The sequence below is a fragment of the Pontibacter sp. HSC-36F09 genome (genome assembly GCF_024171605.1).
Lineage (GTDB): Bacteria > Bacteroidota > Bacteroidia > Cytophagales > Hymenobacteraceae > Pontibacter.
In genome coordinates this window covers 107,950-132,684 of the sequence record NZ_JALKAA010000007.1, presented here as the reverse complement: position 1 = coordinate 132,684, position 24,735 = coordinate 107,950, and the positions used below count along the sequence as shown (strand labels likewise).

Annotated in this window: 24 protein-coding genes; 12 read left to right on the top strand and 12 right to left on the bottom strand. The window is 50.3% G+C overall.

Features of this window, described 5'->3' with window-relative positions:
- Position 1: 1 nt before the first annotated feature.
- From L1278_RS17635 to L1278_RS17580, 12 genes are all read left to right on the top strand, one after another.
- Positions 2–223 carry a hypothetical protein gene (locus tag L1278_RS17635; RefSeq protein WP_253406346.1) on the top strand — a complete coding sequence of 74 codons (222 nt, stop codon included), beginning with the start codon at positions 2–4 and terminating at the stop codon, positions 221–223.
- 105 nt (positions 224–328) lie between these two features.
- A complete protein-coding gene (locus tag L1278_RS17630; RefSeq protein WP_253406345.1) occupies positions 329–1,198 on the top strand; it encodes a hypothetical protein in 870 nt (289 codons plus the stop codon).
- Between the two features lie 108 nt (positions 1,199–1,306).
- Positions 1,307–1,678: a hypothetical protein gene (locus L1278_RS17625; RefSeq protein ID WP_253406344.1), complete on the top strand. Its 372-nt coding sequence runs from the start codon at positions 1,307–1,309 to the stop codon at positions 1,676–1,678.
- A gap of 267 nt (positions 1,679–1,945) precedes the next feature.
- A complete protein-coding gene (locus tag L1278_RS17620) occupies positions 1,946–2,629 on the top strand; it encodes a hypothetical protein (RefSeq protein ID WP_253406343.1) in 684 nt (227 codons plus the stop codon).
- Positions 2,630–3,302: 673 nt separating this feature from the next.
- On the top strand, positions 3,303–6,425 hold the full coding sequence (locus L1278_RS17615) for a SusC/RagA family TonB-linked outer membrane protein (protein ID WP_253406342.1): 3,123 nt from the start codon (positions 3,303–3,305) through the stop codon (positions 6,423–6,425).
- 15 nt (positions 6,426–6,440) lie between these two features.
- Positions 6,441–7,859: a SusD/RagB family nutrient-binding outer membrane lipoprotein gene (locus tag L1278_RS17610; protein WP_253406341.1), complete on the top strand. Its 1,419-nt coding sequence runs from the start codon at positions 6,441–6,443 to the stop codon at positions 7,857–7,859.
- Between the two features lie 303 nt (positions 7,860–8,162).
- Positions 8,163–8,474, top strand: coding sequence for a putative quinol monooxygenase (locus tag L1278_RS17605; protein WP_253406340.1), 312 nt, complete (start codon positions 8,163–8,165; stop codon positions 8,472–8,474).
- A gap of 75 nt (positions 8,475–8,549) precedes the next feature.
- On the top strand, positions 8,550–9,146 hold the full coding sequence (locus tag L1278_RS17600) for an SMI1/KNR4 family protein (protein ID WP_253406339.1): 597 nt from the start codon (positions 8,550–8,552) through the stop codon (positions 9,144–9,146).
- 65 nt (positions 9,147–9,211) lie between these two features.
- Positions 9,212–10,015 (top strand): SMI1/KNR4 family protein, encoded by an 804-nt coding sequence (locus L1278_RS17595; protein ID WP_253406338.1) that lies wholly within the window; start codon positions 9,212–9,214, stop codon positions 10,013–10,015.
- 90 nt (positions 10,016–10,105) lie between these two features.
- The gene (locus L1278_RS17590; RefSeq protein WP_253406363.1) at positions 10,106–10,627 is read left to right on the top strand and encodes a GNAT family N-acetyltransferase; all 522 of its coding nucleotides are present in this window, start codon (positions 10,106–10,108) and stop codon (positions 10,625–10,627) included.
- Between the two features lie 180 nt (positions 10,628–10,807).
- A complete protein-coding gene (locus tag L1278_RS17585) occupies positions 10,808–11,653 on the top strand; it encodes a carboxypeptidase-like regulatory domain-containing protein (RefSeq protein ID WP_253406337.1) in 846 nt (281 codons plus the stop codon).
- 24 nt (positions 11,654–11,677) lie between these two features.
- The gene (locus L1278_RS17580; RefSeq protein ID WP_253406336.1) at positions 11,678–12,292 is read left to right on the top strand and encodes a carboxypeptidase-like regulatory domain-containing protein; all 615 of its coding nucleotides are present in this window, start codon (positions 11,678–11,680) and stop codon (positions 12,290–12,292) included.
- A 214-nt stretch (positions 12,293–12,506) separates the two neighbouring features.
- On the opposite strand, the gene hemA is transcribed toward L1278_RS17580, so the two are convergent.
- The 12 genes from hemA to L1278_RS17520 all read right to left on the bottom strand — a co-directional run bounded on the left by hemA (position 12,507) and on the right by L1278_RS17520 (position 24,608).
- On the bottom strand, positions 12,507–13,769 hold the full coding sequence (hemA, locus tag L1278_RS17575) for a glutamyl-tRNA reductase (protein ID WP_253406335.1): 1,263 nt from the start codon (positions 13,767–13,769) through the stop codon (positions 12,507–12,509).
- A gap of 95 nt (positions 13,770–13,864) precedes the next feature.
- A complete protein-coding gene (locus L1278_RS17570) occupies positions 13,865–14,926 on the bottom strand; it encodes a response regulator (RefSeq protein ID WP_253406334.1) in 1,062 nt (353 codons plus the stop codon).
- Positions 14,923–16,155, bottom strand: coding sequence for an ATP-binding protein (locus tag L1278_RS17565; RefSeq protein ID WP_253406333.1), 1,233 nt, complete (start codon positions 16,153–16,155; stop codon positions 14,923–14,925). The genes L1278_RS17570 and L1278_RS17565 overlap by 4 nt, the downstream gene beginning before the upstream one ends.
- Positions 16,156–16,275: 120 nt before the next feature.
- Complete coding sequence (locus L1278_RS17560; RefSeq protein WP_253406332.1) at positions 16,276–16,722, bottom strand: response regulator; 447 nt, start codon at positions 16,720–16,722, stop codon at positions 16,276–16,278.
- A gap of 6 nt (positions 16,723–16,728) precedes the next feature.
- Positions 16,729–18,273: a PAS domain S-box protein gene (locus tag L1278_RS17555; protein WP_253406331.1), complete on the bottom strand. Its 1,545-nt coding sequence runs from the start codon at positions 18,271–18,273 to the stop codon at positions 16,729–16,731.
- A gap of 41 nt (positions 18,274–18,314) precedes the next feature.
- Entirely contained in the window at positions 18,315–19,925 is a 1,611-nt protein-coding gene (nadB, locus tag L1278_RS17550; protein ID WP_253406330.1) for an L-aspartate oxidase, read from the bottom strand.
- Positions 19,926–19,931: 6 nt separating this feature from the next.
- On the bottom strand, positions 19,932–20,975 hold the full coding sequence (gene nadA, locus L1278_RS17545; protein WP_253406329.1) for a quinolinate synthase NadA: 1,044 nt from the start codon (positions 20,973–20,975) through the stop codon (positions 19,932–19,934).
- A gap of 18 nt (positions 20,976–20,993) precedes the next feature.
- Positions 20,994–21,467, bottom strand: coding sequence for an Rrf2 family transcriptional regulator (locus tag L1278_RS17540; RefSeq protein WP_253406328.1), 474 nt, complete (start codon positions 21,465–21,467; stop codon positions 20,994–20,996).
- Positions 21,468–21,497: 30 nt separating this feature from the next.
- On the bottom strand, positions 21,498–21,818 hold the full coding sequence (locus tag L1278_RS17535; protein WP_253406327.1) for a metal-sulfur cluster assembly factor: 321 nt from the start codon (positions 21,816–21,818) through the stop codon (positions 21,498–21,500).
- Positions 21,778–23,106, bottom strand: coding sequence for a hypothetical protein (locus tag L1278_RS17530; RefSeq protein WP_253406326.1), 1,329 nt, complete (start codon positions 23,104–23,106; stop codon positions 21,778–21,780). The genes L1278_RS17535 and L1278_RS17530 overlap by 41 nt, the downstream gene beginning before the upstream one ends.
- A gap of 177 nt (positions 23,107–23,283) precedes the next feature.
- Complete coding sequence (locus tag L1278_RS17525; RefSeq protein ID WP_253406325.1) at positions 23,284–24,102, bottom strand: DUF2249 domain-containing protein; 819 nt, start codon at positions 24,100–24,102, stop codon at positions 23,284–23,286.
- A gap of 2 nt (positions 24,103–24,104) precedes the next feature.
- Positions 24,105–24,608 (bottom strand): hemerythrin domain-containing protein, encoded by a 504-nt coding sequence (locus L1278_RS17520; RefSeq protein WP_253406324.1) that lies wholly within the window; start codon positions 24,606–24,608, stop codon positions 24,105–24,107.
- Positions 24,609–24,735 lie beyond the last annotated feature (127 nt).

Below are 24,735 nucleotides of genomic sequence, written 5' to 3'. Positions count from 1 at the left end.
AATGTATACAGCGGAACGAAGTATTGTAGACCTGGCTACTGTGTTTGGGGAACTGCTTGCAGACTACGATCGCCCGGCATTTGTTGGCAAAGCAGCAGATTTATACTCGATCGCGATTTTCGGTAAAATGCAGGAAGTAGTGAGCCTGAACCCGAATAAGGCGCTTGTGCATGAGCAGTGGTTTGCGGGAGACCACCGCTATACCGCTGCCGACATCGACTAGCTTAGCCAGATACTCCGCTCCGGTGCCGCTGATTTTCTGGTGCTCTCTTTCGAAAGCGGGATTACCTCATATCTTGTCCAGGAACTCCGGAAGAATGGCCTCACCATGCCCATCTATACAGCTTTGGGCGACCTGGGTTTTGTGGCTTCCCAAACCAATGGGCAGCAGGCAGGCGAGTTATACGACCTCAACGTGGTAGTTATACCGGGTACCTTAAACCTGCGGCTGCAGGAACAGATTCCGACTTTTCAAAAAGAGATCAGGTATGGGCAGACTCTGGAATTGCAACTCAGTTTTGGAGCCCGCCTTGCTGACAGCATCGGCATACTGGTGGAGGCTGCCCGATCTTCAACCGCGGCTGACAGTGCCGATATACCTATCAGAGAGCGCATAAACCAGGGAATGCAGCAGTATATGGGAGGTGGGCGCATCTACAGAGGCTGGTTCGATGACTGGTACTTCACGCCTGAAAGAGCCATTGCCGGAGATGTGCTGCTCGCCTGGAAACCACCTTATGCGTCGCAGCATATTCTGGCGCCAAGGCAGTATATGTCCCTGGACGATACTCTGCGCACCATACCTGTCCTCTATACCCACATGGACCTGGTACAGATCAACCGGATAAGCGATATTGAGGGGAGCTTCTACGCTTCTTTTTACCTGGAGGTGACCTCAGCAGCACGTTTTTCGGTTGACCAGCTGGACTTCACAAATGCTGCCCGCAGTGAAACAAGCCACGACTACCTCCTAGATATTAACCTGGTGCGTCAGCGTAATGTACCCGGCGATATGGATTTGTATTACTACCTGTACAAAATATCCGGCAAGTTTATTTTTGAACCTGACCTGCGCAAATACCCGTTTGACAGACAACGTTTTTCTATTTCGTTTCAGCCGGCCATCGCTCTGAAGCCTTTTCTGGTGCAGCCCTCCCACCCCGCCTCCCGCGACACAACATTTGAGGTGAAAGGCTGAAATTACAATGCCCATTATGTAGGATTCGATCATGACATTATCAGTTCTGTCAACACCTTTGAGCTATCACGCCACACCATCCCTTTTTATAAATTCAACTATACCTATGTGCTCTCCAGGGCGCGCATCGATTTCTTTCTGAAGGTCTTCACCCCACTGCTCGTCATCCTGATCATCACTTATTTTTCTGTGTTTATACCCCTGCTCCGCTTCGAAACACTGGAGGCAATACAGGTTACGTCGCTGCTCGCTTCCATTGCGCTGTACTTCTCAGCCTACAAGCCGGAAATGGAGTTCGCCACTATTTCAGACAAAATCTTTATTTTCACTTATGTCATGATCACCTCCCTGATCGGCACTTCTATTTTGCGGTTTGTCAAGCGCAAGAAGCATAACACTGAAAGCCGCCTGGCAAGCATTTACCAGCATTTTATCTTCCCGATTATCGTGCTGGCCTTTACGCTGGCAGTGGTGTGGTAGTCTCTTTATCAGACTATTACATCTAACACTCAGAACTTTAACAGAATTATGCGTGTTAACCCTGCATGAAAAGCCAGCACACGTGCACGACCGACCGTGCAACTGGTCCGAGCTTTTTGAGAGCGTTTTGGCAATAAAAGATAAACTTTTGAAGTTAGTGTAAAAAGGTTTTTGGATTTACAGCATAAAATCAGCCATTCGACTTTCTTAAAAAAATATTATTTTTATATTTACCGCAATTCAACTTTTACCATTATTCCAAAAAACATGAAAGCATTCTTTCTTTCCTTATTGATTGTGCTGACCACAGCAGCACCAGCAGTGCAGGCACAGGGAACGGCTAAAAATGAGAACAAGTCTGCCACTCCTTTGACCGGGCAGTTTAACGATCTCAAAAGCAAGTCCAACTCCTACATGGAAGGCAGCAGAGAGTATAAAGTGGTGAATGTCGCCTTACTTAACTCATTCTGGCAAAGTGTGCAGGCCACGATCAAAGATGTGGAGCAAAAGCAAGTGAAGGAGCTGAACGCAACCCGTCAGGATCTGGAGACAGCGCAGGCCCGAATTACCGAGCAGGAAAAAGAAATTGAAGCCCTGAAGCTTGACAACGCTCAAAAAGAAGCTGCCGTGCAGCAGAGTGAAGATGCAGTGAACAACCTGCATGTGCTGGGCATTCCGATTCACAAGCAAATTTATGTGATCATCAATACGGCCATTATTGCCCTGCTCCTTATTGCGCTGGGCATAGTGTACACCCAGTTCAAGAGCAGCAAGAAGGTGACTGACCAGAAGAAGAAAGAGTTTGACAATATCGATCGCGAGTTCGCCGAGTTTAAGAAGAATGCCCGTGAGCGCGAGATCAAGATCAAGCGTGAGCTACAAACAGAGATGAACCTGGTGGCGGAACTGACCGATCAGGTTACCGCCCTGCAAAAGAAAGCACACGTATAAGCAAATTCTCAAAACCACCAATATGCAGAACAGGCTGCCCTAACCATGGGGCGGCCTGTTTTTTTATGGCCATAGGTGATCGTATAACTTCTTGCTGCGCTTCTTATTTCTATCCCTGCCATACATGTAGTACACAAAGTAACCCACGCCATAAAGGATAAGCACGCATGCGATAATAATGACTTCCATGCCCTTTATACGAAACGCTGCAGGAAGCTGGCTATCTGTTTGTAGTACCAAAGTAGATATCACCGCTATCCTCTTCTACGGCAATAGCAGGGTTTACAAATTGGTACTGTACAAATATGTACTTCTATAGCTTATACCGATTGCCGGCTAACCCACGTAGCTGCCAAAATTTATCGGATCTAGGATAAACCTTGCAGTTAGCTGCATATTTTGTGGTCCAAAACCTCCCATTTCTGCAGACTCTACGTATATAAGACAAATTTTTTTTTATATACTTCAATAGTCCGCTATAGCTAACCAGACGCTCGCTTATGCTTGGTGACATTCCACCACATTTTAACAACAGCAGGCATACGTCTTGGTTTGCTATACCTTACAGTGCAAGGTAAGCAAGCTGCGTATGCTCTTAAGCTACCCAAGAGACTGAATACCTGATTGTCAATGCGCTTTAAATAAATTCTATGATTCACTAAATGAGATCATTATGAAGAACACCTTTACATTCATTTTATTCATGCTATTTGTGCTTGGCACCTCAGGTGCCTGGGCACAGCAGCGGCAGGTTAGCGGACGGGTAACCGCCTCTGACACAGGACAGGGCCTGCCCGGGGTCAGCGTGACCATAAAAGGCACCACTACCGGTACACCAACCGACGCTGAGGGCAACTACCAGCTACAGGTACCCGACAACAATGCTATCCTGGTTTTTCGCTTTCTGGGCTACCAGACAAGAGAAGTGCCGGTGGGCAGTCAGGCTACTGTTAATGTGACACTGAATCTCGATGCGCAGGAGCTTGGCGAGGTGATGGTAACGGCGCTGGGTATCACCCGCGAGAAAAAGGCGCTGGGGTATGCCGCACAGTCGGTACAGGCGGAGGAACTGACGCAGCACCGCCAGCCCAACGTGCTCAATGCTATGCAGGGCAAGGTGGCCGGTGCTACCATTTCCAGTACGGGTGGTGCACCAGGTCAGGGTACCAGCATCCAGATCAGGGGCATCAACTCCATTGACCCTACTCGCAACAACCAGCCGCTCTTCGTCATTGACGGCGTACTGATGGACAACTCCACCTCCACCTTCGGGGCGGGCGCGGAACTCCGGGGCATGAGCAACCGCCTGGCAGATATCAACCCGGACGATATCGCGAGCATTAACGTGCTGAAGGGCGGCGCGGCCACAGCGCTCTACGGACTCCGAGGTGCAAACGGGGTGGTGGTCATCACCACGAAAAGAGGCGAGGCTGGTGCCTTGCGTGTGAGTTTGACTAGCACGGCTGGTATAGAGGAAGTGAACAAATTTCCAAAGACACAGGAAACCTATACCCAGGGCTATACCGGTGTATACGACCCCACCAGCTTTTGGCCATCATGGGGACCCACAGTGGAAGAGGCACGGAAACTCGACCCGACACACCCCGAAAAACTCTACAAACACTTTGAGGATGCTTATGAGATGGGCCACCAGTTCCGGAACTCACTGTCTTTCTCAGGTGGCAACGAGACCATCACCTACCTCTCTTCCCTCTCCCACCTGAAACATGAGGGCGTGCTGCCTTTCACGGATTTCGAAAACTTCTCTGCCCGTCTGAACACCGATGTAAAGCTGAGCGACAAAGTACGGACAGGCGCCAACTTCAACTTCTCTAAATCAGGAGGTATGCGTTACAACGCTGACCGATTCAATGAGATGCTCAGCTACTGGTCGCCACGCTGGGACGTGGAGGATTACAAAAAGCCGGATGGCACCATGCAGAGTTACGGCAACGATAACGCCATTTATGCAGCCGCCACCAACAAGATGGAAGACGACGTGAACCGTTTTATCGGCAGTGTGCACTTGGGCTATACCCCTCTCAAATGGCTGGACCTGAGCTACCGTATCGGGTTGGACAGCTATACCGACGACCGGACCCGCACCGCACCAGGGGAACGCGGCTTTGCCGATGAACGGGTGCTGGAAGACAACGGGCTGGGCTTCGTATATGAGTATACCACCAAATTCCGCTCCATCAACTCCAACTTCATCGCCACCGCGACAACTGGCTTTGGAGAGAACTTCAATGCAACGTTCCGCCTGGGCCACGAGCTCTACGATGAACAGGTGAGAAGCTTTGGGGTGGAGGGCGATGAGCTGACCGTGTTCGACTTTTTTGACCTGCGGAACGCACGGGCACTCACACCAAGAGATGACCAGTCGGGGTATAGACTGATGGGTGTTTTCGGGGAGGCGTCCATCGATTACCGCGACTTCCTTTTCCTGACGCTGACAGGACGAAACGATATCACCTCAACGCTAAGCAAGTCTAACAATTCCTTCTTCTATCCGTCTGCCAGTTTGAGCTACGTGTTCTCGGAGCATTTTGAATTGCCGGCCTTCATCAACCAAAGCAAGCTGCGCCTATCCTACGCCCAGATTGGCAAGGATGCGCCCCGCTACTCTACTTCATCCGGTTTCTCCCCTTACCTGGGGTTCCCTACGGGCTTCACCGGCTATACACGTAGCGAGCTGCTTGGTAATCCAAATCTTAAACCCGAATTCACGAACACCTTTGAGGCAGGCCTGGAAATGGCGTTTCTGGACAACCGACTGGGCTTCGACTTCACCTACTACTACTCGCTGAGCAAAGACCAGATCCTGCCGATTAATGTGGCAGCCTCTACGGGCTTCGTGCGGGCCGCCGTGAACTCGGGGAAAATGCGCAATAAAGGTATAGAGATCGTATTGAATGCGACCCCTGTCAGGTCAAATGACTTCAGCTGGGATACCAAGGTGATTTTCTCAGCCAACCGCAACAAAATCCTGAGCATACGCGAAGGGCTGGAGGAGATTCCTTACGCCTCCCAGTTTGGTTACCTGAGCTCTACCGTCTCCATGAAGCTGATACCTGGGCAACCTTACGGAAACATTTACGGTTCCAGCTGGCAGCGCTACTACGGCCCCGGAGAAGAGGAAGATCCGCTGTTTATTGACGAAGACAGGCCTTTGCTGATTGGCCCGGATGGCTTTCCGGTACGTGCGCCGCTCTCCAAGCAGAAAATTGTGGGCAACTCACAGCCAGACTGGATCGGAGGCTTCACCAACACCTTCACTTACAAAGGTCTGAGTCTGACAGCATTGCTGGATGCCCGCGTGGGCCACGAGAAATACAACCAGATGGGCAACTTCTTCTCCGCCTTCGGCATTGCCGACTATACAGAGAACCGCAACGAGACCAAGGTATTTGAAGGTGTGCTGGCTGACGGTACCCCAAACACCAAGCAAGTATGGCTGGGCCAGGGCGTGGGTCCGGATGGAGTCAACTACGGAGATGGTTTCTACCGCCGCTTCCACCGGGGCGTATCAGAGGAGTTTGTGGAGGATGCCACGTGGGTGCGCCTGCGCTCGCTGACACTCAGTTACGCCCTGCCTGGCCAGTGGTTTGAGGATATCTTCATTCGCAATGCCTCCGTCTCCTTGACTGGCAACAACCTGTGGCTGTCCACTGACTATTCAGGATTTGACCCGGAAAACAGCTCCAACCCGAGCGGCAGCAACGTAGACGGGTTCGCTGGTTTTACTTACCCGGCCGTGAGAAGCTACCTGTTCACCCTGAACCTTGGGTTCTAAAAAGAGAGAAACATTATGAAAAAGATAGTTAGATACGCACTCGCCTTTACAATGCTAGGGGCTGCGATGGGTTTACAAAGCTGTGAAGACTACTTTGATCTGAATGATAACCCGAACCTGGTTCCTGTTGCGCCACTCAGTGCGCTGCTCTCCACTACTACCCACAAGACCGGCCTGAACAGCCAGCGGGTAGCCGCTACCACCTCTTTCTTTGTGCAGTATGTGGCCAGCCCCACGGCCGGCAGTGGCACCGACACCTACCAGGTAACAGATTATACCGGCACCTGGGATGCGCTATACCTGGCTATGGCCGACATCTACGACATGAGGCAGAAAGGTATAGAGGAAGGCGCCTCGGACTATGTGGGCGTGGCCAACATCCTGATGTCCTATCACCTGAGCCTGGTGACAGACCTCTGGGGCGATGCGCCGTATTCAGAGGGCTTCGTCAACAGCACCCTGACCCCTGGTTTTGATACAGAGGAAGAGCTGAATGCCGAGGAATTGCGCCTGCTTGACGAAGGTATAGCCGAACTCCAGAAAACCGATTCTAAGGTAGTGCTCGACGATGCCAACGACCTGATCCATGGCGGCGACAAGGATGCGTGGATCAAGACAGCGTACGCCTTAAAAGCCAGATTACTCAACAAAGTGAGCAAGCAACCATCCTATGACCCCGCTGCTGTGCTGAGCGCAGTAGAGAACTCATACAAGTCCAATGCCGACGATGCCGAGATGGCCGTGTTCGCGCTCCGGAATCCCTGGGCTGAAGTAGCGCGAAGCAATGCCTCCCTTATATTGGGTGGCTGGCTTTCGGAGCAGCTGGTAAACCACCTCAATGGTACCACCTATGGCGTAGTGGACCCCCGCATATCCCGTATCACGGACCCAACGGTGACTGGTACTTACGTAGGCACTCCGAACGGCGTAGGCAACGTGGGCCCGGCCAACAACACGGTGAAGGACGAGGTATACATCTCGCGCAACTCCCCTTTAACTGGCGAAGCGTCTCCACTTACCATTGTCTCCTATGCCGAGATGAAGTTCGTTGAAGCGGAAGCGGCTTTCCGTGCAGGTGATAGGCAGCGCGCCTATAACGCTTATCTGGAAGGTATACGCGCCAACATGGACAAGCTTGAAGTACCGGTGGCAGAGCGGGAAGCTTACCTGAGCAACCCCGTGGTAGGTGTGGGAGCCGCCAACCTGACCCTCGACCTGATTTTCAAGGAGAAGTATGTGGTGACGTACCTCAACCCGGAAGCCTGGAACGATGCCAGACGCTACGATTACCAATATGCCAGCTTCACGCTGCCTGCCAATGCGGCGCTGCCTACTTACATCCGCAGACTGGCATATCCGCAGGGTGAGACCAGCAAGAACCCAAATACCCCGGATTCACCTGTCTTGTCAGAGCCACTGTGGTGGGACCAGTAGAGTTAGTGAATTTAGGAGTTTGAGGGTTTAGTAGTAAATCGGACTTTCTGACTTTAATAGTAAAAAAAGCAGCAGCTGACCGGGGTGGATCGGCTGCTGTTTTTTTATGTTTGTCAACAAGCAATCCATGAATGACTATGATATGCAGGAATAAAATGAAGCATGTTTGCCGATAGTATGATTTTAGTAGCCACTTATAATGCTATGGAATAACAAATACATAGATAATTTCTATATTTAGTAGCTATATCACTCACTTGATAGGTATAGCAGTAACATACCTTACACTTTTATACCTGACTTATGAGCAAATACGGTCTGCATGGAAAACTAGAAGCGACAGCCGGTAATGGCGCACAACTTGCCCGGATTCTCCTGGAAGCTTCTAAGCTGGTTTCAACAGCAAAAGGGTGTCGGCTATACCTGGTAAGCCAGGAAAGCACCGGATCTGATGCCGTATGGGTAACCGAGGTTTGGGACAGCAAAGAAGACCACGACAACTCCCTTCAGGTGCCCGGTGCGAAAGAGCTCATCGCACAAGCCATGCCCCTGCTGGCTGGCAGACCCGAGAAAGGCCAGGAACTGGAAGTGTTGGGTGGAGCGGGGTTGGTATAAATTGTTCGCCTATATGGCGGATATACGACATAGTGATGTTTACACAGTAGTTATGTGGTATTTTGAATAATAGAAATGAATAAGATTAAAGTGGTTGTTGATAAATATTTCGCCTTCATGCAGGAAATCGGAGGCCTCTTCGCACCAGAGAAAGAAGTGCCTCAGGTAATGCTTGACGCAGAAAAAATGGGTGAGTTTGAGGATTCTGTATACTGGAAGCCAATCAATTCAACGGTTACGGATAAAGAAATCAAAGAACTTGAGGACTACTTTGGACATAAACTTCCCTCAACTTACAAAATGTTTCTCCAACACCGACATTTCCTTGAACTTCAATTAGGGGAATATGGAGTATCATTCTTTCCTAATATCCCAGAAAAATTAGTTAGCAATACAAAGGAAGAAATAGAAGAATACTACTGGAACCTGGTAGAGAGAAATTACCTGCCTTTTGCCCGTTTATCTGATTACGGAGTTGTAGCATTTAATGCAAACAAAGGATCTGCGGAAAACGACTATCCGATTGTTACCCTTACTCATGAGGATGAGTTTGAAGAAACAGAAGAATATGCAACCAATTTTGAGGATATGTTCAAAGAGTTTGACTCACACCTAAAAGATTGGACAGAAACGCATAAAACCCAAGAAAAATCACCACATAACAAGGTATAAAAAACATGCCACGACCGATGGCTTGCACGTATTTTATACTAGTCGTTATATTCAATTGGCAAATAATGAATGAATTGGAATCAATCTGGGAAAAGCCTCTCTACTTGCCTTATATTCAACCACCATTGACAGCTGAGTTACTTGAAGATGCAGAGAAGAAAATCGGGTACAAACTGCCAAATGAATATATCGAACTGTTAAAAACACAAAATGGCGGTTATATTAGAAAAACGCTACCAGGGTTTGAACATACTCTCATTTATGGTATCGGACCACATTATCCTTCCTTGACCGATGTCGATTGGTCTGAATATAATGACTGGGTAAGTTTCAAATTAGACGGACTTGTTCCATTTGATGACGACGGGCATTTGTTTATGTGCCTTGATTACAGACAAGACAGGTTAAATCCGCAAATTGCTTTGATTGCGCCAGATAGTGAGATTCAATCCATAGTAGCAGATTCCTTCGCTGAATATTTGTCTAAGTTAGTTGTTAAAACTGATGGAGAGTTTGTGATAGAAACCAATGAATCAATTGAGAAAGTTGCTAAAGATATAGAGCAAAGTTTAGGTGTCGAATTTGAAGCCCCTAACTCTTACGAACAAGGCTACCCGATATATCGAAGTAATATAAATGGACAATGGATGTGGCTCAGTCCAAACTTAGTACCTAAAGGATTTGTGAGAAGAGATGATGATAGGTATAATGAACTGAAACAACTGGCAAATGGTGAAGCTACAAGGTTTCCTGAAGTTGCAAAAAGTAGTTTATTGATTAGCTTTTCAAATGAAGAAACTGAAAAAAGGGCTTTAGCTAAACTAAGAGAAAGTTCTATAGCCATAAGACCTTTGAGTGAGTTTGTCTGAAATATAAAAGAACATATATGCTTCAGCTCCGCCTCGCACACCTTATCAGGCAAACCCGTTGCAAGTACGACAAGGTATAAACTACCTACCATCCACATTCGACAGGAGAATCCCACAGACTATCCCTCTGTATTTTTATTAATAGAGCAGGCTTTCCGTGATTTGAAAATGAGCGATCATAAGGAGCAGTTTCTGGCGGAACGCCTTCGCAAATCAAATTCTTTTATACCTAAGCTTTCGCTGGTGGCGGTGAAGGGAGTGAAAGTAGTTGGCCACATCTTGCTGACTAAGCTTGAAATCAAAAACAAACAACAGCTGTTTGAGTCACTCTCGTTGGCGCCAGTGGCGGTACTGCCTGCCTACCAGCACCAAGGTATAGGTGCCATGCTGATTGAACAGGCGCACAAAGTCGCCAAAAGCTTAGGCTATACCTCATTTATTTTGGTAGGCCACGAAAACTACTATCCCCGTTTCGGCTACAAACGAGCATCCACTTTCGGAATAACCTTTCCTTTCGAGGTTCCTGATGCAAACGCTATGGCTGTGGAACTTGTCGAAAATGGTCTGGCAGGTATAAGCGGAGAAGTAAAATACCCAAAAGAGTTCTTTTAAAACACCTACACCAGATATTTGTTAAAGCATTGCTGCTCAGCAGCAAGAAACCGATCACCAATCCATTGTTGCGAGATTTGCCATGGCACTTGCAACCTATGTTACAAAAATTGAATCTTCCAGATAACAGCTATGCCTAAACAGGGATCAACTAGCTAAAACCATCAGGAGATTCACACAATGCCAGAAAACAAACTGACCCGACTGCTTATCACTTTTATCTTGCTGCTCACAACCAGCATCACCTTTGGACAAGGCTTTCAGATAAGCGGTACCGTTCAGAGCGCAGCACAGCAGGAGGCTATACCTTACGTCAACATCGGCGTCAAAAAGAAGAACATAGGGACGGCAACCAGGCCGGACGGCAGCTTTAAAATCAACCTGAAAGAAGAAAACCGGCAGGACACGCTTACTTTCTCAGCCATTGGGTACAACGAGCTTTCGCTGCCAGTTTCTTCTATCCTCTCCGACCACAGCACCCACTTCGAGCTCACCGAAAAAACCACCGCATTGCGCGAAGTTGTCATCAGCAGCAAAGCGTCTAAGATCAAAAAAATCGGCACCACTTCTCGCAATCCATTTCTTTATGGTTCTGCTGAAACTGTTCACTCAGAGGACATCTCGGAACTGGGCAAGTTTATCAACCTCAACAACAAAACTTCCGAAATTCTGTCTGCCACGGTATACCTGCGCAGCATCAAACTCGATTCCGCTACCTTCCGCATTAATCTGTATAAGAACACAGCAGGTATGCCGGGTGAGCGATTGGTCGAGAAGAGCATCATCAGGCGGCTGCCGCTTACGCAGGGCTGGGTCACGGTTCCGCTTGAGCAGTATGGCCTGGTGGTAGACGAGGATTTCTTTTTAGGTATAGAGTACCTGCCCGATTACAGCAAGCACGAGAAATACATTTTCACTTACGGCGCTGCGCTCGGTGGCAGCTTCTACTCCCGAAAAGCCAGCCTGGGCGACTGGGAAAAAGGTGTAGGTGGCCGGTTGGCGGCTTATGTCACGGTGAGGCAATAACGGTTCCGGCTATACCTGCGCACTATGAAAAGAAACCTGGTTCTCTCCGTTGCTACTTTTCTGTTGTTACTCCTGGTTAGCACAGCAACGCTGGGACAGCACAGTCGGCCTATAGCTAAACAGGTGATTCAGTTCTCAGGTATGGTGTATGCAAGCGATAGCGTCACGGCTCTGGAAGGCGTGGCCGTGTATGTGCCGGGCACCACAAGAGGGACATATACACGCAAAAGCGGTTATTTTTCGATGCCGGTTGTGGCAGGCGATACGGTGGTATTCGGGGCCCTCGGTTACGAGAAGCTATACCTGGCTATACCTGCGGAGACTAGCGAAAACCAGCTGACGCTAAAAATTGTGCTCGAAAGAAAAGAGAATAAGTTGCCCACAGTAGATGTGATGCCTTGGGCAACGGAATATGATCTGAGACAAGCCGTTCTTCGCACCAGACTCCCTGAAGACCCTAAAGATCAACTCCCCGTTATACCTCCGCCCTTCGTTTACAAATCGATTACGGAAATGCCCGCCATGAATGCGGACGCCAACTTTCGATATGGTCAGAAAATACAGCAAGATCAGCGGGAAGCGCGGTTTAAAGTGCCCGACATTCTGAAGGTTTTCTCAATCCCGATCAAGTATTATTAAGCCTTGTCAGGTATAACCCCAATACCCTCAATTTAAGGAAAGCTGATTTGGACACCTTTGTCCGGATCTTATAGAGGGCACTACCCCCATCTGCTGTGGGCATCCAAGTCCGCGTTTACCAGCATACGGGGATGTGGACATCCCCAACAGTTAGCTTCGGGACATAGATGTCCCAAAGAGCAATTACTTTTATTGACGGCATTTCAGGTATAGCCTAGGCTTCCTGCTTATCCAGGTTGAAGAGCGCGCTCAGACCTTCGAGCAGCGCCTCAGACTCACCACGCTGGCAGGCAGCCTTCAGCTCCAGGGCTGGTAGTTTCACGATCTTGTTGAGGATGTTTTTGGTGATGGCCTCCACGAGTTCTTTCTGCTCATCGCCCAGCTTTTTGGTATAGCGGGCCAGCTCCTGCTGACGGATTTCCTCCAGGCGACTCTTGAACTGCTGCAGGGCCGGCGACATCGCCATCTCGCGGGTCCATGCGTTGAATTCAACCATGGCTTCCGCAATGATTTCCTTCACCTGAGGTATAGCGGCCATACGCATGGTCAGCGCCTCCGTGGCACGGTTACGAATATTGTCTACGTTGTATACCTTGGCGTTTGGCAAGGCTTCAATGGCAGCATCGATGCTGCGCGGCATGGAAAGGTCCACAAAAAACTGTGGTGCATTTTCACCTAACTGTGCTACATCAGCCTGTCCGATAAAGAAGCAGTCGCCTGGCACAGACGAGATCACCACATCTGCATTCGCCATTTCTTCCCAAACGTTCTCCCAGTAAATAGCACGCGCATTGGTTTTCTGCGCCAGTTCAAGCGCCTTATGATGCGTGCGGTTGGCGATGGTCACGTTGCTGATCTTCGACTTGCCGAAGTTGTCGCACACGTTGGCACCGATCTCCCCTACCCCGATCATCAATACACGCGGATCAACCATACCTCTGGTCAGTTCCTCTACCAACTCCACCGTGGCATACGATACCGAAGCAGCACCGTCAAAAAAGGCGGTCTGGTTAAATACCTGCTTGTTGGTATAGAAAATGGTATGCATCAGCCTGTGCAGAAAAGGACCGGCCATATCGGCATCGGCTGCCCACTGGTAGGCTTTTTTCACCTGATTCAGTATCTGCATATCGCCCACCACCTGCGACTCCAGTCCGAGCGACACATAAAATAAGTGCTGCACTGCCTGCTGGTGATCGGTGATGTGCTGGAAATAAGTTGAAATTTCTTTTGTTGCGATAAAGCCCTTCTCAATCGCAATCAGTTTGATGATTTCGCGGGAAAGGTCCTGTGCAGCGGCGTAGTATACCTCTGTACGGTTACAGGTAGAAAGCACCATCACATCCTGCGCACTGGTAAACTCGCGTATCTTATCGAGCAGATTACGACAGCCGATCTCGTTCAGCGATACGGCTTCACGAATGGCGATAGGTGCTTGCTTGTAAGATAATGTAAGGGCTTTAAACTGGTTTTGCATGTCTTTCTCTCAGATACAATGCAAATTTCTTAAAACCTGGGTTCGGAAAGTATGACTTTCGTCACTTTCAGGCAGAAGAAATGTCAATGTTTCCACTAATTCCGCATCCGCTCCAGTTTCTGCGCATTCAGAATCGTGATCTTGCTGCCGCGGGTGTCGATCAGGTGCTCGTCTTTAAAATCAGCCAGGGTGCGGATAACCGTCTCTTTGGAGGCTCCCACAATACTGGCCAGATCCTCGCGCGTGATCGATACTTCTGACTTGTAGTTCGGGTCCTCCTTGTACTGCCTTTCCACGAACAGCAACGCTTCCGCTACACGCTTGCGCACCGAGTTGTAGGCCAGTTTCAGCAGGCGCTCTTCCCGGTCGGCCAGGTTATCGGACAGGATCTTGATGAACTTGCCTGCTACGTCGCGGTTCTGGTAGAGCAAGGTATAGAAGTCCTCGCGCGGAATGATGTATACCTCGGAGTCCTCCAGCGCCATCGCCGACTCGCGGTAGGCCTTCTCTTCCAGCAAATCGAGGTAGCCGATAAAATCACCGTCTTTGTAGAGGCAGGTGATGTACTCACGGCCTTCTTCGTTCGATTTGTAGGTCTTGATCTTGCCCTTATTCAGGAAATACAAGTTGCTAGGATAATTGCCTTCCGAGAACAAATGCTGTTTTTTGCGGAACACCGTCACACGACGGTTTTCGGAGATCAGTTTGTTGAGCTCCTCATACCCTTTTGCCTCCTGTATAAAGTTGTCGAGGCCCTGCACGTTGCGCTGAAACTCAGCCTTCATGATCTCATTTTTCTTCAGGCGCATCTCCACCACATCCAGCAACTCCACATCATCGAAGGGCTTTGTCAGGTAATCGTCTGCGCCCAGGTTCATGCCTTTGCGGAAGTCTTCTTTTTCTGATTTGGCAGTCAGAAATACGAAGGGAATACTCGCCGTTTCGGGGTATTTGCTGAGCATGTGCAGCACGCCGTAGCCATCGAGCTGGGGCATCATGATATCGCAGATGATCAGGTCCGGGTGTTCTTTTTTAGCCAGGTCAACGCCCAGTCTGCCGTTAGGTGCCTCAATTACCTGGTAGTTGGCCAGTGACAGGATCTCAGCTGTGTTCTCCCGTATCTCCTGATTATCTTCAATCAGTAATATCTTTTTCATATCTGTGCGGTATATGGCAAAGTGATGGTGAAGGTGGTGCCGTGGCCCAGTTGGCTTTCATAGCACAACTCGCCACCCATTATTTCTACATATTTTTTAACGATGTTCAGCCCCAGACCCGTTCCCTGTATGTTGGTAACGTTCTGCGCTCTGAAGAAAGGCGTAAACAAGTGCGTTTTGTCTTCGTCAGGTATACCGATCCCCTCGTCCCGCACTTCCAGCATCACGACATCCCTTAGTATAGAGGTCGTAAACCAGATCGTACTATCCTCTCCTGAGTATTTGCTGCCATTGGAGAGCAGGTTGATCATGACGTTGCGCATGAGCTGCTTGTCCAGGTATACCGTCTGCTGCGTGCCTTCGTGCCGGTAGTCAATGCGCTGCCCCTCTTTCAGGAAGCCCTGCATTTCGTCGACCACTTCTGCCGAGAAACCCTGCAGATCAAAGGTACTTGGTACGTTGTTGATCTTCCCCTCCTCCATCCTGCTGATCGAGAGGAAGTCGTTCAGGATATTGGTCAGGTTATGCACCGCCGATTTGATCCGGCCCACGTGTTTCAGGCGCTTTTCATCGTCTTCGGCAGTTTTATACTTGGTGATAAGCGATGCTGAGGAAAGAACCGTGCTGAGCGGCGTGCGAAACTCATGCGAGGCAATGGTCACGAAGCGCGACTTGAGTTCGTGCAGTTCCTTCTCCTTCTGCAGTGCCTTGTATATTTCAGTCTGCGCCTTTTTTAGCGTCCGGTTTGCCTTCTCCAGGTTTTGTATTGCTGCTGCCAGTTCCTGTGTACGCTCCTCAACACGCTGCTCCAGTTCGGTGTTCAGCTTCTGAATTTCGGTCAGGCTCTTGGCGTGTTCAATGCTATACCTGATCGAGCGCTCCAGATCGTAAGGATTGAAAGTACCCTTCACCAGGTAATCCTGCGCTCCGACCCGCATAGCTTTCTCGTCGGTTTCGCGGTCGCTCTGGCCTGTCAGCAGAATAAACGGTGCTGCTATACCTTCGTTTACCGCCTGCTCAATCAATTCCAGCCCATCATGCGCCCCCAGCCTGAAATCGACCAGGTATACATGATGCCTCTGCTCCCTGATAATGTCAATTGCTTTGCTAAAGGAAGGCGCCCACTCGAGCACATAGTTGCGCCCGGGTATATCGTCCATAATATCCCGCGCAATGATGAAATCATCCTCATCATCATCCACCAGCAAAACACGTATTCTGTCAAGCATATATTGAGTTTGGGAGTTTGGGGTTTTGTCGCGGGTGCAGAGTATTGAGTTAAGAACTTAATTATCCAGAATTCTCCCGTTGGTCGAAATGACAAAATAGGTATAACTCAGCACTCAAACCTACGGTTTGGGCAGTTCTACAATTTCAAACCAGTACTTGCTCAGGGTGCGCATCACGTCAACGAGCGAGCTGAAAGTGACCGGCTTGGTGATGAAAGAGCTCACGCCCAGATCGTAGGTGCGCAGAATGTCCTCTTCGGCCTTGGAGGTCGTGAGTACCACCACGGGCAGCACGCGCAGGTGTTCGTCGGCTTTTATTTCCTTCAGCGCCTCGCGACCGTCTTTTTTCGGCATGTTCAGATCGAGCAGAATAAGGCCGGGTGTCTGGTATTTCTCCTTATCGGTGAACCGGCCGCGGTTGTGCAGGTAGTCCATCAGCTCTTCGCCGTTTTCTACAAACTGTATCGCATTGCTCAGTCGGTTTTCGTCCAGCGCTTCTTTTATGAGCATGCGGTCTTCGGCGTCGTCGTCGGCTATCAGTATCACAATAGATCTGTTTGATTTCATAGATAATTATTCCTGCAGGTGAGTTTTTGCTAAAGTAACAATAAAATGCGTACCCTCCCCCGGTTTACTTCTGGCTGTAATATCGCCTCCATGTCGGATCGCGATTTTACGGCAAATGGCCAGCCCTATACCGGAGCCTTCGTACTTCTGCCCTTCCAGTCGCTGGAAGATGTTGAAGATCCGGTCCAGGTACTTCTCCTCGAAGCCGATCCCGTTGTCTTCCACATGCAGTTCCACCAGCTCGTCGCCCGGGGTGGAGGTCATGTGGGCTTTCAGCTGTACTTCTTTGGCGTATACCCTTACCACAGGGGCAATATCGTCTCTGCGGAACTTGATGGCATTGCTGATCAGGTTCTGCAACAACTGGCGCAACTGAGTAGGCTCCGCCTGTATGACAGGTAGTTCCCCCACCTCCACTTTGGCATGGGCGTTTTCGATGGCAATTTCCAGGTCCGATATCACGTCGCGTACAATCTGGTTCAGGTCTGTATCTACGAACGGCTTGGATTTGGCAGTAACTCTGGAAAAGGTGAGCAGGTCGTTGATCAGGTTCTGCATCCGAACGGCCGCGTTGAGCATGCGGTCCACATAGTCCTTGCCCTGCTCGCTCAGGTTCTCGTACTCTTTTAGCTTGAGGCGGTCGCCGAAGGCCTGGATCTTGCGCAGGGGCTCCTGCAGGTCGTGCGATGACACGTAGGCAAAATCCTGCAGCTCGCGGTTGCTTCTTTCTAGTTCGGCGGCATAGCGGCGCAGGCGCTCTTCGGTTATTTTCTGGCGGGTAATGTCGTGTATGAATCCGGTGTATACCTTGCGGTCGGCCAGCTTCACTTCGCTGATGCTCAGGAATAGCGGGAAAATGGTACCGTCTTTTTTGAGGCCAGTTACCTCGCGACCTATACCGATGATGCGCTTCTCGCCGGTCTCGTGGTAGTGGTGCATGTAGTTATCATGCAGGCTCTTATCAGGCTCTGGCATGAGCATGTTAATCTTCCGGCCAATCACCTCTGATTCGCCATAACCGAACAGCTTACAGGCGGAGGGATTGATCATCTCGATGACACCGCGCATGTCGATGGTGATGATACCATCCACAGCGGTCTGGATGATGGAGTTGATCCGGCTTTCGCTTTCGCGCAGCGCGACCTCCGTTTTTTTGAGATCAGTGATGTCGTGGATGATGCCCGTAAAGATCTGCTTGTCGTGCAGGTTCACCTCGCTGATGCTGAGCAGGAACGGAAATACGGTGCCGTTTTTCTTTTTGCCCAGCACTTCGCGACCCTTGCCGATGATCTGCCCTACCCCCGTGCGGTGGTAGTTGTCGAGGTACTTATCGTGCAGGCTATGGTCGGGCTCCGGCATGAGCATGCTCACGTTATTACCGATAATCTCCTCCGGCTGATAGCCAAAAATATGCGCCGCTGCCGGGTTAACAGTTTCTACAATGCCTCTGCGGTCGATGGTGATGATGCCATCGATCGCCGTTTCGATGATGGCTTTCAGTCGAGACGCATTGTCTAAAAGCTGATTAGATGAATTTTCGTACTCTTCCAAGTGTGTTTATTTTCCTAAATATAAGCAGTACGACCCTATTCTCAAAAAAGAGCACGTATACCTGTTTCAGGAATATCCACTAAAACCTTGTTATCCTGGCTACTTCGCTTGTCAGGAAGTGTTTCCGTAATAAAATGTCCTCCAATACTTTCTCGCCTGGCCAGGGCGGCTTTGGTTATGAGTTCGGCAACAGTAAGCAGATTTTGCAGTTCTTGAACTTCCTGCTGTATACCTGTCAGGTCGGCTATACCTTTCACCTTCCGCTGCAAGGATTCGATCTGAGCCTGGCAGTGCAACAGCCCTTTTACGGAGCGTACAATACCGGCCTGCTCCCAGAGCAGTTTCTGCAGTTCTGCCCGTTTACGCGTTAGCTCTGCCTGCATACCTAGCCACATCGTACCTACACTGTCTATACCTGAGTCCAGGTCAGGCATGGCCTCCAGCTGGTCAGAAGTTGAACGCGCGATTTGATCTGCCGCACGCTGGGCAAATACCACTCCTTCCAGCAGCGAGTTACTGGCCAACCGGTTTGCACCATGCACGCCCGTGCAAGCCACTTCTCCTATCGCATAAAGCCGCTCAATGGACGTCAGCCCACTCAGATTTGTTTTCACGCCACCGCACTGGTAATGCGCCGCCGAAACAATAGGTATAAGCTCCTTCTCGATATCAATGCCAATAGTGGTACACTTATGATAAATAGAAGGAAAGTTTTCGCGAACCTTGCCGGCAGGTAAATGGCGCACATCCAGGTATAGGCAGGGACTTTGGTGGCGCTGCATTTCGGTGAGTACGGCGCGGGCAACAATGTCGCGGGGGGCCAAAGAACCCAGCGGATGATACAGGTGCATGAAGCGGCTGCCGTCCGGCAAAACCAGCTCCGCTCCCGCTCCCCGCAGCGCCTCGCTGATCAGGAAAACTTCGCCGTTGGGTTGATATAAAGCAGTCGGGTGAAACTGGAAGAACTCCATGTGCTGGATATCGGCTCCCGCACGGGCAGCCATGGCCAGTCCGTCGCCGGTGGCTATACCTGGGTTGGTGGTATATTGGTATACCTGACCGGAGCCGCCAGTGGCCAGCACCACCGCTTGTGCAGGTATAGACCGCACCTCCTGTGTGTGCAGATCCAGCACCTGTACGCCATAGCAAAACGTACCTGTACTGCTGGTATCGGTGAGTAGTTCTATACCCATCTGATGTTCCTGCACGAAGATGTTGGGGTGACGCCGCACCGCTTTTCCCAGCGCTTGCTGCACGCTGCGGCCCGTATGGTCTTTTACATGCACAACGCGGTGATGGCTGTGGCCACCTTCCAGCCCAAGGGCCATATCGCCTGATGCTGCCTTGTCGAAACCTACGGCTATACCTTGCAGCCAGCGGATAGCAGCCGGCGCCTCTTGCACCATGTAACGCACAGCTACCTCGTCACAGAGTCCGGCACCGGCCTCCAGTGTATCATGCACGTGCTGCTCGAAAGAGTCGGTTGGATCAAGGACGGCGGCTATACCTCCCTGCGCGTAGGCAGTGTTGGTTTCGGAGAAGTTAGCTTTGCAGAGCACCAGCACGCGGCCATGGGCAGCGGCCTGCAAGGCAAACGTAAGCCCTGCAATGCCACTGCCTAACACCACGAAATCAAAATCCGGCGCCTTCATTTTCAATTAGGTAAATTTCAACATGCGCTCGATAGGCAGCAAAGCCCGCTGGCGAATGTCCAGGTCTAAATCCACGGTATACATGCGCTCCTCCTCGGTGCCGATGGCCCGCAAGGCCTGCAGCGTACGTTGTATCGTGATCTGTTTCATGTGCGGACACTTGATGCAAGGCACGATGAATTCCTTCTCCGGATACATACCACGCAAAGTCGCACCCAGGTCGCACTCCGAACCCAGTATGAACTGCCGTGACTTGCTTTCACCCACAAAACGAAGAATGTCAGAGGTGCTGCCTACTACTCCACCGGCACCGGTCAGGGCATCGGCTACGGTATCGTCCGGCACTTCCCAGTGCACGAGTACCTGCGCCTCGGGGTACATCAGTTTGAGCCCGTTGATACGCTGCGGCGTGAACTGCTCGTGCACCTCGCACTTGCCTTCCCACAGAATCAGTTCCTTGCCTGTCTCAGCTTTGATGCGGGTCTGCAGGTTGCGGCCCATGAACAGGTCTGGCAGGAAAATCAGGCGGTCGGAGTCAAAAGAACGGGCAATGTCCATAGCGTTGCGGGAGGTGCAGCAGATGTCGGCTTCGGCTTTGGTTTCGGCGTAGGTGTTGATGTAGGCCACCACCGGCACACCCGGGTACTGCGCTTTGAGTTTGCGCACATCGGCACCTGTTATACTTTCGGCCAGGGAACAGCCTGCCTCAAAACTTGGCAACAAAACCTGCTTGGCCGGGTTCAGTATCTTGGCGGTTTCAGCCATGAACTTCACACCACAGAAAATGATATTGTCGGCCTCCACGCTCTTGGCGGCAACACTTAGCCCGAGCGAGTCGCCCACAAAGTCGGCTATACCTCCGTCGTTGTGGTGCACCTGCAACTCAGGCGACATGTAGAAGTGCGACAAGATCACCGCGTTCTTCTCGCGCTTCAGTTCTCTGATCTCCTCTACCACCTCCTGCAGGGCGGTAATCTCTTCGGTTTGGGCAAAAGGGTGCATGGCTCTGAATTTTTCAGAGAAGGCACCCTGTGTCAGGGTCGCTGTCATTGTATGTTTCAGGGTTGTTTAAGCGATGCCGCGGGCTTGGCCGTTCAGCACTTCTTCGGGTTGGTTTTTAATGAAATATTTGCCGGTTTTCACATCGTCCACCAAGCTCTGTATCGTTTTCTCGCGGAACACCTGCAACAGGTGGTTGCGGTATACCTTGATTTCATCGTGCAGGGGACAAGGGTGTGTGTCGGAGCACTGTTTCATGCCCATGCCACATTTTCTAAAGGCTTCGAGTCCGTCTATAATGTTTATGACTTCCAATAAACTTATTTCGCTGGCGGGCCGGTGCAGAAAGAAACCGCCATGCGGGCCTTTGATGGAGGCGATGACGCCTTTGCGCACCATGTCTTGCAGGATCTTGCCTATAAAATGGGTGGGCAGTTCCAGTTCGTTGGCTATCTCTTTTATGCCCACGCGCTTGCCTTCTTCATCAGCCATCGCAATGTATACGATGGATCGCAGGGCATATTCTGTTGTTTTCGAAAGCATAACCTTATATTAAAACGGAACGCAAATCTATCAGGTATTTCCTAATTGTCGCATGCCTTCCTCACTTATCATATCCGGCGTCCACGGCGGAAGCCATACCAGTTCTACTTCAATATCCAGGTTCGGGAAGCGCTTGTCCAGCATTTGCCTGGCCGCTGTCGTGATGGTACCACTCATGGGGCAGCCCGGCGTAGTGAGCGTCAATTCTACATGCAGCTTCTCCTCCTCTTCCTTCAGGGTCACTTTGTATACCAGCCCCAGGTCGACAATGTTTATGCCGATCTCCGGGTCGATGATATACTTGAGCGCTTCATACGCTTCGTTGACGAGCTCCTGTTCCTGCGTTTTCATATCCAAATGGTTTTAAATCTTTCACCTTGTGCAGCAGCACTTTAAACACGTTGCCGGCATACAGCACCGCCGCAATACTCAGGACCACTGCCCCCACCAAAATAACAGTTTGCTCGGCCAACAACACGCCAGCCAGTAATCCCACCAGCCCGACAATGTAGGCGATATTTTGCCAGCGCAGCAATGTTACGCTATACATGTCCTTCGGCATAGGTGTTTTGAAACGGCCCACATAATCTTCGTAACTGTGCATCCAGACGATGAAGGGAAGCGTTTTAAATGTCTGCCCCAATATCAGCGCCGACACGAAGCCGAAGAAGATGGAAAGTCCATACACCAGGTATAGCGCCGACAGCAGGCGTTGCGGCAGTCCGAATTGCAACGTCACTACAAATACGAGCACGATGGGCAGGATCAGCAGCGTCAGGGCCACAAATGTCTGTTTCATACCTAAGTCCAGGTCGGGCCGTTTGCCGAGGCATTTGGCCAGGTACAGGAAGTAAAGGAAGCAGGCTATACCTGCTACAACCATAAGCGCATAGAGTGCATAGAAACCGGTGTGCAGAAACAGATGGTCTGCCGCAAAAAGCACGAGTCCACCGTTGATCAGGTAATAACTCCAGTTCAGACTACGGGTATCTTCGGGGTGCGCCAGCAGGAACATCGGGATCAGTTTGGAGCCTACGCCTACGATCAGGAGCAGGAACCAGCCCGCCATACCTATGTGCGCGTGCAGTTGCAGATAATGCACATGGTCCTGTGGCAGAAAAGGATATTGAAAGTTGAAAACCATCAGCACGCCTACCAGCCCAGTCGCCACGAGCCAGACCACGGAGGTTACCATAAAGTCGGCCTCTATCCCCCATTTTTTCACTTGTCGGGCAGTTTGCACTACGTTATAAGCAAAGAGTAAAAAGGATATAAAGAGCAAACAGGCCGCTATATGCATAGTGGTGCCTACCCAGAAATTCCAGAAGGAAATGGTGAGCAGTATCGTACCAGTCGATAGCAAGGCAAAGGCCCAGGATCCTAGCTTCTCACTGTAAAGCCGCACATCCAGCACCACCGGCAGCAGCTGATAAACGGAGCCGAAGATGATCATGGTCGCCCAACCCAGCGCCGCTACGTGTGTGAGGGTGAGTAGTTTAGGGTGGAAATAATGCCCGCCAAAGGCATCGGTTGAGAAGACCAGCAGCAGGCACAGCACCACAAAAGACACCGCCGCGAAGGCATAGTGCGGCAGCACAAGCCATTTGGAGGGTGAATTAGATACAGTTGCAGCGCTCATGCGTATGGTTGTTGAATTGTTGGTTTTTAGCTCTGACTAGTTTCACTTCTTTCATTGTCATCTCGAATGCAATGAGAGATCTGAAAACATTAATTACTGTTCACAATATCCAAATTTCTCCCGGTGATCGAAATGACAAAAATCACTTAAATTGACAGCATTGGTGCAGAATGGTGGCTACCTGTATATCAACAAATATACCTCATTCGGCCCAACTTCTTTGATGCTCACCTTAAATCCCCGCTCTGTCAATTGTGGCAGCAGGAACTGTGGAACTTTACGGTGATGCACATACAGCGCCTCGTCCTTCGGCAGCGTTTCCAGTGCACCAAGTATAGATACCATCGGTTGTGGCATTTCCATCTGGCGCACGTCTATTTGCTGCAGCTTGCCGCTATACCTGGCCAACAGTTCATCGAAGTTTTCCTCGATACCAGTTGAATTTACTTTTACCTCTTCCCCAGCGCTTTGTTTCTTAAAGTATGTCTTCACCAGGTTGGGCCCCAACGTTTCGGTATAGTACTCGAAGCCTTTGGGGCGGATGATAGCGATCAGCGGAATAGGCTCGAAGGTGTTGACTATGCAAAGCACCTGTTCGGGACTAAGCTTGTTCACCGCATCCATGATCTGCAGAAAAGGATCGTCTCCTTTGGCGATGGTGTCGCGCACATCCAGCACAACGGTGTCCTCCTGCTTTAGATTCGCCATAAAGTCGGGTCTTTCCAAAACATCGTTTTCCATAGGTATAGCCCTTTTGCTGTGGGTTGGTTTTGAAGCGACGCTGAAGCCCAGCGGTTCAAGTTTTTCATAGAAATCCTCCACCCGGCACTTGCCAATGCGGGCAGCATCGGCGATGGTCACACGCGAAGCCAGCACCTTGCGCAGCACGGGGTTCCGCAGCTTTTCAAAGTGCTTGTTGATCGATACGATGGCCTCTATCGCTGCAGGGTTCTCCCGCAGTATAGTTGAGATTCGGGTGGTGGCAGACAGTTCCATCGTTAAGCGGCCTTTGCTTTTTTCTCCCAGAAAGCGGGCTCGAACTCATCTACCGGTTCTTTTAGGTCATGCTCCAGCAGCCGGCCGATGTCAGCCAGTTCCTCTGGGTCGGCCACCGTCTGCAGGTATGGGAACAGCTCGCGTTCTTCCCAGCGGATGTGGTCTGTCAGGTCTTGCTGCAAGGTGGCTATCAGGGAGGTATTCAGGTTCTTTTGCTCATTGATCAGGCCGATGATGGCTTCGATCAGCTGGTGCTCTTCATGTATTCTGATAAAATTCACATCATCTTTGGGCAAAAGTCTTTTCACGATCACTTCCTCCTCCTGGCAGTGTGCTTTCAGAATGTTTTTCCAGAAATAATCGGTGTACTGGCGCATCAGCTCAAAAGAAGTGCCGTTGGCCATACCTTGCTTCAGTTTCCAGCAGAACAGCAGTCCGAAGTGGTGTTCGCGGGAGAGCGGCACCAGGCTTTTGTCTCGTTTCAGTGGTTTGGTTGCAGTTGTCATAGTTGTGGTGTTTTACCTCCCCCAACCCCCTCCTAAATCAGGAGGGGGAGTTGAGAAGGTTGGTTTGTTTCTGTCCCTTTGCTCTCGTCCCCAAAAGCATTCGGAACGAAGGCGTTATTTGAGCTCC